Here is a 12,857-nt window from a genome sequence, read left to right on the forward strand (position 1 = left end):
AGAAACCGCTAGCTTAGCCCTTTATATTCTGTTGGAGAGATACCCACATATTTTTTGAATTGTTTATAAAAATAACCAGTTTCCCAATAACCGACACTTCGAGCTATTTCATGAACTTTCATCTGACTGGTTCTAAGCAGCTCTTTTGCTTTGTCAATTCGATACCAGTTTATATAATCGGTGAAAGATTCATTAACTTCCTTGTGGAATAGTTGTCCTAGATATACCGGATGAATATTGTACAGCGCACCCAGTGTCTTAAGGGATAGATCTTCGTTATAGGACTGCTTGATATAGTTCAGTACCTGCTGGACTACTGGGCTCTTCATATCGCTGGCCAGAGAATCCACAGTAATTTCTGCAACTTCCTTCATAATATCAATTAATTCCTCAAGCGAAGATGTAGTTCTAATCTTCTCGAAGTGCTTCTTGTATAGTTCAGATTCCTCAGCATGCCTAATCTCTTCCAATTGCATTTTGAAGCGAATAATCCATTCCATAGCCAGGTCCTGGAGTAAACTAGGAGAAATCCACTCCACTTGTCGGAGTGATCCGAAATCCTCTTCTATACGAGCAAGTAGTCCCTCCTTATCTTTTGCCATAATCAGCTTAGCGTAGTTACTCCAGTTCATATGGAGACCTTGTTCAGCATTAGTCTGATGGTCTTTGAGATCATCATATCGAAGGATGTTTTGTTCCTGGTAGATCATGAAGTACTCCTGAACCTTTTTGGCGTTAGTGTAGCTACGAGCGGGCTCCACTTCCATAATCTCTACGTTCCCTACAGATAGATGCAAGGGCTGAAGGGGTGTAAGTAGGTCAATAAGTTTATGATGTACAATGTCTACTTTTTTTATTCCCTGTTCTATGTCATCAAAGTTATAAACCAATACGATATCCCCATCCATATCACGGAACGGAATGATCCCCTCTTCCCCTTCCAATTGAGTTAGAACGGAATCGAACGCCTCATGTTCTGAATCCTGTAGTCGTAAAATTGAAACTAATATGTAACGCTTATTAAGGACAATACCCAGCAAATCTGCACGTTCTTCAAATTCTTGAGGATTAATCTGTCCTCTCATCCAGCGGTGCATTACATTATCCTTTAAAATCATGATGCTATACGCATTTAAGGTATTATATTTGGTTTTGGAGACATTCAACTTCTCGACCACCGTATTCAGAGTAGCCTTAAACTCCTCCAAATTAATAGGTTTCAGCAAGTAATTTTCTATACCTAGTGTTAAGCCTTCCTTCACATATGCAAAGTCATTAAATCCGCTCAATACTATCACCTTAAGGTCTGGATGAATTTCACGAACGAAACGGATCAAATCAAGGCCATTCATTTTCGGCATAGAAATATCGGTAACAAGAATATCCGCAGGAGTTACCTTTAATGCTTCTAGTGCTTCTAACCCGTTCTCAGCATGCCCGACGATTTCCATTCCCAGAGCAGCCCAATCAACAATATCGTACAAACCTTCGATAATAAATGGTTCATCATCTACAATAAATACTTTATACATTTTTCACTTCATCCTCCCCCAAATCAGGAAACCAAACGGTAACAACCGTTCCCTTCCCAAACTCACTCTGAACGTCAACACCATATATACTTCCATAGAGTAACTTTAACCTCTCGTGAATACTACGAATTCCAAAAGATCCCGAGTAAATGTCTGGATGTAACAATCCCTGCTTTATTTGTGCCAATTTCTCCGGATGAATACCTTGTCCATTATCTCTCACTTCAACGCATAGGATTTCATCTTGACTCGTAACCCTAATACTAATTTGATTATCGGCCCTGTCGGTTCTCATTCCATGGAGAATGTAGTTCTCAATAATCGGTTGCAGGGACATTTTTAGTACTAACTTGTTCTCCAGTTTCTTATCATATTGAACATCATAAGAGAACTTATCCTTGTAACGTATTCGAAACAGTTCCAAATACATCCGACAGGCCTCGAGTTCATCCTTTAACGTATACCTAGGCTTCTGCTGAACATAACTTTTGAACAGTACAGATAGACTGTATATCATTTCTCCAACATCTGAAGCTCCCTGGGATATAGCTCGCATCCGGATCACTTCCAGGGTGTTATATAAGAAGTGGGGATTCACTCTAGCCTCTAATGCGGCAATTTCGGTATGCTTTTGCTTAATCTCCGCTTTGTAAACACGGTCTATATACAAATTAAGTTCTTCTAACATCTCATTGAAGCTCTTGGCGATTTGACCGATTTCATCTTCTTTAATATCTGTAATTCTCGCTGTTAAATCCCCTTTCTTCACTTTTCTTGTAAAGCGAATAATGCTGTGCGTCCGCTTAGCAAAATTACCTATGAACAGAGAAGAGATGATAATAGCGAATAAAATACAAATCGTACTAACCGTCAGTATTGTATTCCTTAATCCGCGGTACGAGGCCGCAAGTTCCTTCTTGGGTACCAAACTAAGTACAGTATATCCGCCTTGGATATCCGTTAACTTTGTGATAGACATTCCTGTCGTAGTCACATCATTTTCATACACTGTGTTTATTTGATCAGCGTATGGATACTTTTGACCATAATAAGTACCCGACGAATCAAAAATGACTTCGCCTACACTCGAAAGAACAAGAATCGTACCTTTAAACTCATCTTTATAGTTTTCCAGACTACCCCAAATCTTCTCTGAATTGAAGTAAACCTGTAATTGGCCAATGTTACGTAATGACGTATTATTATTAATCGGTACACGAACTGAGAACATGGGCGATTCCGGTAATTGAATACTTTGTCGCACCCAAATATTTGGTATGGAGACGTTTGATCCTGCTTCCAAATACATGGCATCTGGGACGTAGGAGTGTGCAGCATTCGTACCAACAATTTTAAACTGTGTATTGTTGTACACATATAAATACTGCTGAGCAGCACTATATAACATCAAACTCGCAATATCCGGATCGTCCTCTACATGGTTTCTAAAAAACTGTACGGGATCACTAGTGGCACCATTGTCACTATAAAAACGATCCAATCTGTAGTTAACATATTCCTCATAAGGGTGCTCCAGAAAATATGAAGTATTGGACGCCAAATCACCATTTCTATATACATCACGCATCATAGTCTGTACGGATTCATATTTGTTATTAATGTACTTACTTACGCTTTGAATAGCGCTTTTCTGGACATCTAATTGTCTCTCAACCATCGCTTGCGACATCGTGATAAACATCAAATAGGAAAATATAATAACAGTTACAATCGTAATCACGGAAAAAAGAATGATAATTTTCATAAACAATTTATTTTTGAGGTATTTCCTATAAATCTTGCTTATCAGCATAATGTCCTCCTAGATCTGTCAGCTCGAAGTTATAATAAAGTGATTTATCTAGCTAATTCATCATAACCGTTAACCTTTATGGGAAACAAATCTAATTATAATTCTAAACTGATTACAGCCCTACTTCTAGCTACATAAATATAAATAAGAGCATCTACTCTCCAACTTCCTTGGAGAGCAGGTGCTCTTATTATAGAGTATTTCTATACTATCCTTTCCCTAACCGCGAAACTCTTGAAGACCAGTGTTCAGTTCAAGCGTAGCTGAGTACACCTGTTGATATAATTTGAAGAGACGACGGTATTTCTCCACATGTTCAGGAATCGGCTCGTAAGTAGTCCCGTATCCAATGAACTGGTCTGCACATTCTTTTAAACTACTAAACCAGCCGCATCCTACCGCAGCCATCATAGCAGAACCCATTGCTGGTCCCTGTTCATTCTTCAGTGAGACAACTGGAATACCAAAGATATCGGCTTGCATTTGTAACCAGGTCGGATTCTTAGCTCCACCACCAATCGATATAACTCGTTCTATTGAAATACCCGCCTGCCGGAACAATTCTAATGACTCCTGCAAGGAGAAGGTGATGCCTTCCATCACGGCACGAGCTAAGTGTTCACGGCCATGTGTACCGGACAAGCCAATAAAGCTACCACGGATAACACTATCCGCATGTGGAGTACGTTCACCTACAAGATAGGGTGTAAATAGTAACCCATCTGATCCGACTGGTACATTTGCAACGGGGGCAAGTAGATCCTCGAAGCTCAAATCTGGAGCAAACGAATCCTTAAACCAACTCAAACTGTATCCTGCAGCCAGCGTTACTCCCATTGCATAAAATGCACCAGGATGAGCGTGATTGAAGAAATGTACTTTGCCGGCAAAGTCTTTATTCTTGTCTTCCTCATACGTTAGAATGACACCCGAAGTTCCGATACTGCAGAGTGCATCCCCGTTACGGACAATACCTGCGCCGACAGCACCGCAAGCATTATCTGCTCCACCACCAAAAACACGTGTCTTTGGAGATAGACCCGTTTGCTCTGCAAACTGTGGTAACAGTGTCCCCGTCGCTTCAGTACTACCAACAATCGGTGGACAGAAGTTCTCAGGAAGACCAAAAATCTCTGCGATTTGCGTGCTCCATGCTCCTTCTGAAACGTTCAGCAGCAATGTTCCGGCAGCATCCGATATTTCCATTTGTACCAACCCAGTCATACGATAGCGCAAATAATCCTTAGGTAACACGAAGCAAGTTGCCTTATCGAACAATTCCGGTTCATTCTCCTGCACCCAAAGAATTTTGGGTAAAGTGAAGCCCTCCAACGCAGCGTTCTTCGTAATATCAAGCAAGTTGTGGCCAAGCTTCGCTTCGATCTCACGACACTGTTTCGTAGTCCGTGTATCATTCCAGAGAATCGCATGACGTAACGGCTTGTTCTGTTCGTCTAGCAGCACCAATCCATGCATCTGACCTGAGAATGAAATCCCCTCAATTTGATCCTGTGATATTCCGTTCTCTTGAATTAACGTCTTCAAGCAAGAAATAGTCCCACTCACCCATACCTCTGGATCCTGCTCACTATATCCTGGGTTTTCATGAATTAGCGGATAAGAGGCAGTAGCCTCCCCTTTGATTTCTCCGTTCTTATTTACTAATACTGTCTTCACCGAACTCGTTCCTAGATCAATACCAATCACATAACTCATCTCAGATATTCTCCCCTCATTAACCGCTCTTAAGGTTTACATTTTTTACATTGTCCAGCTTATTTCAGTATTTAAAAAGGGGACGACAGGCGCCCCCTTAATTCAGCATATATGTGCTGATTATTTCACTAAATTACTTAGTTTAAAACATATATTCGTTCAATTGAGCTTTAATTAATTCCAAGTGATTGGACTTGTTCTTAATCTCATCAGCTTGCATTGCATATGCAGCAAGGGATTTCAAATCTGTCTTACCTGCAACGATGTCAGCGCCGATACCGGATTTAAAGCTAGCATAACGTTCGTCAAGAATATTGTCGAAGAATTTATCTTCGATTAATTTCCCAGCTACTTTCAATCCTTTAGCGAAAGTATCCATACCTGCGATGTGAGAGTAGAACAAATCTTCTGGATCGAATGATCCGCGTCTAACTTTGGCATCAAAGTTAACTCCACCTGAACCCAGACCGCCATTCTCCAAAATTTCATACATCGCCAAAGTAACGGAAGCTACGTCAGTTGGGAATTCATCTGTATCCCAGCCAAGCAGCATGTCGCCTTGGTTAGCATCAACCGAACCCAGCATGTTGTTGATACGTGCTACGCGAAGTTCATGCTCAAAAGTATGACCTGCAAGTGTAGCATGGTTAGCTTCTAGGTTAAGTTTAAAGTGATTTTGAAGATCATATTTTTGCAAGAATGCAATCGTTGTAGCTGCATCAAAGTCGTATTGGTGTTTGGATGGCTCTTTTGGTTTTGGTTCAATCAAGAATTGACCTGTGTAACCAATTTCCTTAGCGTAATCTAGAGCCATATGGAAGAATTTCGCCAAGTTATCAAGCTCAAGACCCATGTCTGTGTTTAATAGGGACTCGTAACCTTCACGTCCACCCCAGAACACATAGTTCTCGGAACCAAGTTCAAGACCTGTATCCAAACCTTTCTTCACTTGTGCTGCAGCGTAAGCAAATACTTCAGCATTGGATGAAGTCGCAGCGCCATGAACAAAACGAGGGTTTGTGAACATATTTGCTGTATTCCATAGCAATTTAATGCCAGTAGCGTTCATACCTTCTTTAAGTTTAGCAATAATGACATCTAAATTTTCGTTAGTTTCTTGCAGCGTGTTACCTTCTGGAGCAATATCACGATCATGGAAGCAGTAATAAGGAACTCCTAGCTTCTCCAAGAACTCAAAGTTAACTTCAACGCGAGCCTTTGCCAAATCCATTCCGCTTACAGTTTCCCATGGACGAATCATGTTGCCTTTACCAAATGGATCGCTACCATCCATTGTTAATGTATGCCAGTAAGCCACGGCGAAACGAAGATGTTCCTTCATTGATTTACCAAGTACTACTTCGTTCTCATTATAATGTTTGAATGCTAGTGGATTACTTGATCCTGCGCCTTCATACTTAATTTTATTTACGTTTTTGAAATAACTCATAATTGAGTCCTCCCTGCCTAATTTTAAAATTTAGTAAGCCTTTTCATTCAAGTCCTATACAATGGCACGCACTCACAATAATGGTGGCGTGCCGCTTTTTCAACATGATCTTACCACGACAAACTTAGTTTGTCTAGTGAACTAACAAAGTAATTGATTTATCACCTAGTAGGTATGTTATGATAGCAAATATATAGAATATCGTACAAAGCTACACCTATTCTGGAGGATGACGAATGAAGATTACGGGCGATCAACAACTGATCAAAAAAATGAATAAAAGGATCGTTCTAGATACGATACGAAAGCAACAACCGCTGTCCCGAGCGGACATCTCCTCAGCCATTGGGCTGAACAAAGCAACTGTATCATCGCTTGTGTCCGAACTGATTGAAAGTCAGCTTGTCACTGAAATTGGTCCTGGCGAATCCAGTGGCGGACGGAAGCCCACACTGCTGTTATTCAATCGAAGTGCTGGTCATGCCATCGGAGTAGACATCCGTGTCAACGATTTGCTGATGATTCTTGTTGATCTCGAAGGCAATGTAATTCAGGAGAAGACGGTTCCATTGACTGACTGCTCCCCCGAAAATGTTCTGAATCAAATGCGTAAACATATAACCCTTCTGGGAAAAAAAGCACCGGCATCCCCATACGGAATAGTCGGTATGGGGATCGGAGTACCCGGACTTGTTGACGAGGAGAACAAGGTCGTCTCCTCCCCCAATTTAGGGTGGAACAACATCTCTCTTTATGATTCTCTAAGCACGTTATTTGGCGATAACATTCATATCGACAATGAGGCAAATGCCGGGGCTATCGGTGAGAAGCTATTTGGAGCAGGACAAGACTCTGCTAATCTGATCTACCTCAGTATCGGCGTTGGTATCGGATCGGGAATTATTGTCAAAGGAGAATTGTATCGTGGCACCTCCAATTTCTCTGGTGAGGTCGGCCATATGACGATAGCCGAAGATGGCCCTCTCTGTCGCTGCGGTAATCGTGGATGTTGGGAGACGCTTGCTTCGGAGAAAGCATTACTAGATCGCGCCGCTGTTCTATGGGAAGATTCCCGTCCCAATTTAGAAGAGATTATTATTCAGGCCAAGACAGGTCACGAGACTGCTATAGCCTTATTAGAAGAATTGGGTTCACACTTAGGTGTTGGACTGGCGAATCTGATTAATATTTTGAATCCTGAGTTGATCGTCATTGGTAGCAGGCTCTCACTTGCGGGAGATATGCTTCAAGACGCTATGCTACGGACGGTTGAGTCCCGCAGCTTGTCCTATCATCGTAAGAAGACTAACGTCACATTTGCTGCACTCGGCATCCGTTCAACCGCATTAGGTGCGGCTTCAATGCCGATTACTTCTTTTCTCGCAGACCCCGATGTAACTGTGGCCAGTAGTTCAAGCTTGTGACAGCTGCTATTATCCCTTAACTTTGCGCAATTCCCGCGGAGTCTGTCCGTATTTTTTCTTAAAAGTCCGTTCAAAGTGATTTAGGGTGCTGAATCCTGATGCGAAGCAAATCTCTGTGACGGGAAGTGTTGTTACGCGTAATAAAGAATGGGCGAATTGCAAACGCTGCTCCTGTAAAAAAGTTTGAAAAGACACCCCTACTTGTTTGCGAAAGCACTCGCTAAAATAGTTGGCGGACAAACCCACGTTCTTTGCCACTTGATCCAAGGTGAGCGAATCGCGAAAAAGATGCTGGATATAGGTAATAGCACTACGAATCGAAGGATGTAGATGACGCAATTCTGCGTTTGCTAACTCTTTCGATCGTCCAGGGAGCTGGCGCCTGAGGTCAATTAACACTCGCTCCAATGCACCTTGAATGATGTAACCGCTGCCTTCCTGCGGATCCTCACTTTCTTCCCACAGCCGCCTAAATTCTGCTTCGAAAGTCTGGAAGTCCTCTTCTGGTAGTTGGTGATAATCCCCACCTCTGTTCTGAAACAACCATTGAAACAGCTCTGGCCGTAGGAAATGCTGGGTAAAGATCAGATTATAGAGTTCAACAGTTTGCCCTGGATCTGGTACAAGCTCATGAAAATCTGCAGGAGTCATTAGAAAAATGTGCCCCCTAGTAAGTGGCATTTGCGTACCATTTAAGATATGAATTCCATTGCCCTTGATGACAAGAGCCATTTCAAAAAATTCATGCCAATGTACATCAATCTGACCATCAATCTGGTGATAAAAAATTCGAAAGGGAGAAGAATCAGACATGTATTGTACATTCTGCAACCGATCAGGCTGTTTACCGCTCATAGCCTTTCCTCCCTTTCATTCCGTCGTTGTAACTATTCGATTATTCTACATTACAGAATGAATTTCCCGCAATGTCTTTTCCCCGGGCAAGCCAAATACGAAAGCCAGGATTATTCTCCGGTACTACTCTCGCTTCGGTGGAAAAATAGCGCATAGTATAACCGCAGCGCCGATATATGCTTTTATTCGGCTCTGCTCCATGGATAATTCTTGAGTCGTGCAGCGAGCATTCCCCCGGTTCAAGCTCTAAATAAACGGCCTCAGAATCTTCCACATCTTTGATCTGAGATGAGAATAAATTTTGTTTGCCGTCCACCTCCACATACTCCGAGAAGCCGTTATGATGCGTGCCAGGAATGACCCTCATGCATCCATTCTCCTTGTTGCTTCGATCGATAGCCAGCCAGACGGTTACGATTTTATCATAACGGTCCAGACGGCCTCTCCAATAAGTAGAATCCTCGTGCCATGGAGTGGCGCGTCCCACGTATGGATCCTTGCATATGAAGTGGCTCGACCACAATCCGATATTAGGTCCAATGATCTGCTCAACCAAATCAAGCACTTCTTCGCTTAGCAAATAGGTAAGTAGGCGTTCATCCCGAAAATGGGGGGTGTCCAGCTCATCAGACAACTTATCACCTTTGTGTGCCAGCTGTTCTTCAAAGATGGATCGCAATGCAGTGAACGCCTCGGGTGAGAATAGTTGCCTTTTATTTAGTAGGTATCCGTTCTTATGGTAATGCTCGACATCAGAAACTGTTAATAGGTTCTTACTCATCGCTATGGCTCATCTCCTTAACCAATTGTGGCTTTTGTCACACCCATACTGTAAGCTATCGTGTTTATAGTTACTTCTGCTTCTTACGGTAAAAGTGTGCATATCTTCAGAAAGGCCAAATCTGAGAATATGCACTATATTGAGGAAGAAACGAAAAGCGGTGTTATTGAATATGAGATACGATCTTTCTAGAACAAGGAAGGGAGATCTATCCCATGGTTAACTATCCAGCATTAACTTCGCATACTAGCGAAGGCTTATCCGATCCGCTTATTTATGTGCATGACTTCACAAACACTTATAAAAATCACCTCCTCTATCCCCCTGCTGTACGTGAAGCGGCATGCCTAAAGGTACAGATCCCGTGGATATTACAGCCTATGCAGAAGGGAGACCTGCTTGCTGGGCGCAAACGAACACCATTTCTCGGGTTCACCCCGATTCAGGGATTCGGTAATATTGATCGAACGGGTTATTACATGGAGGAGCAGAGCTTACGGGATGAGTTGGAACCGTACCTGCAGACAGAAGAACAGAAAGTGGAGCTTGAAGAATTGATCGCTTACTGGCAAACCGAAAATACCAACTCCAAAATACGTGCTCGTTATACCGAAGTGATGGCACGGGAGCTGTGGACCGATAATTGGGGAGTTGAGAGCGGAGTCATTTATCCTCTTTATCGGATGGCTGGGGCCCACATGGATATGGATAAGCTCGTTCGTCTAGGGCTACCGGGTCTAAGGGCTGAGATCCGCGAGAAACTTGTTTCCAGCGCAGAAACTTACCACCCTTTATATGAATCAATGCTAACAGCACTGGATATGCTCGAATACTCCATGATCTACTATATCGAGGATGTGAAGCAAGCCTTAGAGCAAGCCGACCAAGCATCCGATAAGTTACATTTGAAACGTATGGTAGAGGTTTTGGAGGCAATCCGTTATCATGCGCCTCGACATCTTGATGAGGCAATGCAGCTTTGCTGGCTTTATATGCTATTGTCGGGGAGCATGGAGCATGGTCGGATGGACGTTTATTTCGGTGATCTACTTGTACAGGATCTGAATACCGATTTTATTTCGGAACTGGAAGCACAGGAGCTCGTCACGGCATACTGGCGTATGATCCTTGGCGTACTGGGACGAGATGCCCGGGTGATCGTCGGTGGTGTAGGACGCCGAAATCCCGAGAACGGAGATCGCTTCACCTTGTTTGCCATAGAGGCTTCGCGCCACGTCCCATTCCGACCTCAGCTCAGCCTTCGCTGCAACAAAGGAATGAACCCTGAAATCCTTGCAAAAGCTCTAGACTCCCTCGGAGAGGGAACCACGTTTCCAATTCTGTACAATGATGAAGCAAATGTACCCGCAGTAATGCACGCCTTCGACGTATCCCGTGAGGAAGCTGAGCAATATGCCTTCTTTGGATGCGGAGAATATATGTTGGATCATCGGAGCTATGGTACACCAAGCGGTGTTATCAACCTTGTGAAAGCACTTGAATTAACGCTGTTTAACGGGATCGATCCATTGACCGGACGAGAGCTTGGTCTGAAACTCGGCACTCTATCCGATTTTGCAACTATCGATGACCTCTGGGAAGCATACCAAAAACAGCTTAAACACCACATCGACATCATCGCCGATCAAGAAGCGCTAGAGTATAAAATCGTAGGCGAAGAAACCTCACTGTTATTCATCAGCATGCTGTATGACGATTGTATTACCCGCGGCAAGGCTGTATTCGAAGGCGGCATCCGTCATCTTGGCGGCACTTTGGAAACTTACGGCAATATAACAGCATCAGACAGTCTTGTTGCTATCAAGAAGGTCATTTATGAAGAGCAAAAAATAACGAAAGAACGACTTATGGAATTGATCCTTACCAATTTCACAGGAGCAGAGGGCGAAAGGAAACTGCTATTGGAGGCTCCAAAGTTTGGGAATGACGACGATGAGGCCGACCAAATGGCAGTCCTGTATCATGAATTTGTATGCAATACGGTAAGGAATCAGCGGGATCGAACGGACCTTGATTCTTATCTTGTAGTTATGATTAACAATGATGCCAATACCACTCTCGGTCGACTGACCCTTGCCTCTGCGGACGGTCGCCTTGCCTACTCACCGATGTCGAATGGCAATGCTCCCTCTCCAGGCATGGATCGGAATGGAATTACTGCACTTTTTAACTCGATGACGAAGCTTGATGCCGGGTTGCATGCCGGTTCCTCGCAGAATATAAAGTTTAGCAAGCAGATGTTTAATGGGGATCGTCCGAAACTGGAGGCGTTACTGGACACTTTCTTTGAATTAGGTGGCACATCAACCAACATTAGTGTCGTCAGCAAAGAAGATTTGCAGAATGCGATGAAAGAACCGGAGAAATATGCTAACCTCATTGTCCGTGTGGGTGGATTCAGCGCTTATTTCGTTACGTTGAACCACAATGTGCAGCGGGAAATATTGGAGCGTACACTCTATTAATTTATGGGGAGGAGAGATCTGGTGGAGGAGTCTGGTATTGTCTTTGACATCGCGCGCTTTTCGTTGCATGACGGTGATGGAATTCGCACAACTGTATTTTTAAAGGGATGTCCTCTCCGCTGTTTGTGGTGTCATAATCCGGAATCGCAAAAGTTCGAACCTGAAGTTTATCCGCTTGAAGGGGACACTGGCGACGTGAAGACGATTGGAAGTCCAATGTCGGTTTCTGAAGTTATAAACGTAGTCATGAGGGATTTGCCATATTATAAACGTTCCGGTGGTGGCTTGACGCTCTCTGGGGGCGAGCCGCTAGCGCAACCCGATTTTTCGCTTGCCCTATTGCGGGAAGCGAAAAATCGAGGTCTTCACACCTGTGTGGAGACCTCCGGGTATGCGCATCGATCGATTCTTGAACGAATTTCCCCCTATGTCGATTGTTTCCTATTTGATAGTAAGGAATATAATGCCGATCAGCATAAAGAGTATACAGGCCGTTCTAACAACGTTATTCTGGCCAATCTTCAATGGCTTTGTGAACAAGGTGTACCCCTCATTCTACGCTGTCCTATTATACCTGGCTTGAATGATCGACCTGATCATTTTGCGGAAATCGTCAAATGGGTTAATAGCAATTCAAACATCATCGGTGCCGAATTACTTGCATATCATCCATATGGGCGATCCAAAGGGGATGGCCAGGGAAGCACCTTCATAGCTCCAATTCCTACGGAAGAAGATAAGGCAAATTGGCTATCAATCATTCGTTCCTATGGGTGTGAGAAAGTCGTCATTGGATAGAC

General features: G+C 43.3%; 9 protein-coding genes. 3 read left to right on the forward strand and 6 right to left on the reverse strand.

The features are described 5' to 3' along the window. Positions 1–8: 8 nt before the first annotated feature. From EJP82_RS15845 to xylA, 4 genes are all read right to left on the reverse strand, one after another. Positions 9–1,532 (reverse strand): response regulator transcription factor, encoded by a 1,524-nt coding sequence (locus tag EJP82_RS15845; RefSeq protein ID WP_127193050.1) that lies wholly within the window; start codon positions 1,530–1,532, stop codon positions 9–11. Then, the gene (locus tag EJP82_RS15850; RefSeq protein ID WP_127193051.1) at positions 1,525–3,345 is read right to left on the reverse strand and encodes a cache domain-containing sensor histidine kinase; all 1,821 of its coding nucleotides are present in this window, start codon (positions 3,343–3,345) and stop codon (positions 1,525–1,527) included. The genes EJP82_RS15845 and EJP82_RS15850 overlap by 8 nt, the downstream gene beginning before the upstream one ends. Before the next feature lie 219 nt (positions 3,346–3,564). Further along, positions 3,565–5,061 carry a xylulokinase gene (gene xylB / locus EJP82_RS15855; RefSeq protein WP_127193052.1) on the reverse strand — a complete coding sequence of 499 codons (1,497 nt, stop codon included), beginning with the start codon at positions 5,059–5,061 and terminating at the stop codon, positions 3,565–3,567. Positions 5,062–5,203: 142 nt separating this feature from the next. After that, the gene (xylA, locus tag EJP82_RS15860; protein WP_127193053.1) at positions 5,204–6,511 is read right to left on the reverse strand and encodes a xylose isomerase; all 1,308 of its coding nucleotides are present in this window, start codon (positions 6,509–6,511) and stop codon (positions 5,204–5,206) included. A 236-nt stretch (positions 6,512–6,747) separates the two neighbouring features. Here xylA and EJP82_RS15865 point away from each other — a divergent pair, with 236 nt between their 5' ends. Then, the gene (locus EJP82_RS15865; protein WP_127193054.1) at positions 6,748–7,935 is read left to right on the forward strand and encodes an ROK family transcriptional regulator; all 1,188 of its coding nucleotides are present in this window, start codon (positions 6,748–6,750) and stop codon (positions 7,933–7,935) included. Positions 7,936–7,944: 9 nt separating this feature from the next. Here EJP82_RS15865 and EJP82_RS15870 read toward each other — a convergent pair whose 3' ends face one another. Together EJP82_RS15870 and EJP82_RS15875 are read right to left on the reverse strand one after the other, a co-directional pair. Then, positions 7,945–8,790, reverse strand: a complete 846-nt coding sequence (locus EJP82_RS15870) for a helix-turn-helix transcriptional regulator (RefSeq protein WP_127193055.1) — start codon at positions 8,788–8,790, stop codon at positions 7,945–7,947. A 40-nt stretch (positions 8,791–8,830) separates the two neighbouring features. Beyond that, positions 8,831–9,571 (reverse strand): phytanoyl-CoA dioxygenase family protein, encoded by a 741-nt coding sequence (locus tag EJP82_RS15875; protein ID WP_127193056.1) that lies wholly within the window; start codon positions 9,569–9,571, stop codon positions 8,831–8,833. A gap of 215 nt (positions 9,572–9,786) precedes the next feature. Here EJP82_RS15875 and EJP82_RS15880 point away from each other — a divergent pair, with 215 nt between their 5' ends. Further along, positions 9,787–12,057: a pyruvate formate lyase family protein gene (locus tag EJP82_RS15880; RefSeq protein ID WP_127193057.1), complete on the forward strand. Its 2,271-nt coding sequence runs from the start codon at positions 9,787–9,789 to the stop codon at positions 12,055–12,057. A 21-nt stretch (positions 12,058–12,078) separates the two neighbouring features. After that, positions 12,079–12,855 (forward strand): radical SAM protein, encoded by a 777-nt coding sequence (locus EJP82_RS15885; protein WP_170220205.1) that lies wholly within the window; start codon positions 12,079–12,081, stop codon positions 12,853–12,855. Positions 12,856–12,857: the final 2 nt, after the last annotated feature.

The organism is Paenibacillus anaericanus (genome assembly GCF_003994475.1).
In the GTDB taxonomy this organism is placed as follows: Bacteria; Bacillota; Bacilli; order Paenibacillales; family Paenibacillaceae; genus Fontibacillus; species Fontibacillus anaericanus.

Coding starts and splice junctions, on each gene's coding strand:
- xylA (WP_127193053.1), bottom strand. CDS start 6,511: ATGAGTTATTTCAAAAACGTAAATAAAATTAAGTATGAAGGCGCAGGA.
- EJP82_RS15880 (WP_127193057.1), top strand. CDS start 9,787: ATGGTTAACTATCCAGCATTAACTTCGCATACTAGCGAAGGCTTATCC.
- EJP82_RS15870 (WP_127193055.1), bottom strand. CDS start 8,790: ATGAGCGGTAAACAGCCTGATCGGTTGCAGAATGTACAATACATGTCT.
- EJP82_RS15845 (WP_127193050.1), bottom strand. CDS start 1,532: ATGTATAAAGTATTTATTGTAGATGATGAACCATTTATTATCGAAGGT.
- EJP82_RS15875 (WP_127193056.1), bottom strand. CDS start 9,571: ATGAGTAAGAACCTATTAACAGTTTCTGATGTCGAGCATTACCATAAG.
- EJP82_RS15865 (WP_127193054.1), top strand. CDS start 6,748: ATGAAGATTACGGGCGATCAACAACTGATCAAAAAAATGAATAAAAGG.
- xylB (WP_127193052.1), bottom strand. CDS start 5,061: ATGAGTTATGTGATTGGTATTGATCTAGGAACGAGTTCGGTGAAGACA.
- EJP82_RS15850 (WP_127193051.1), bottom strand. CDS start 3,345: ATGCTGATAAGCAAGATTTATAGGAAATACCTCAAAAATAAATTGTTT.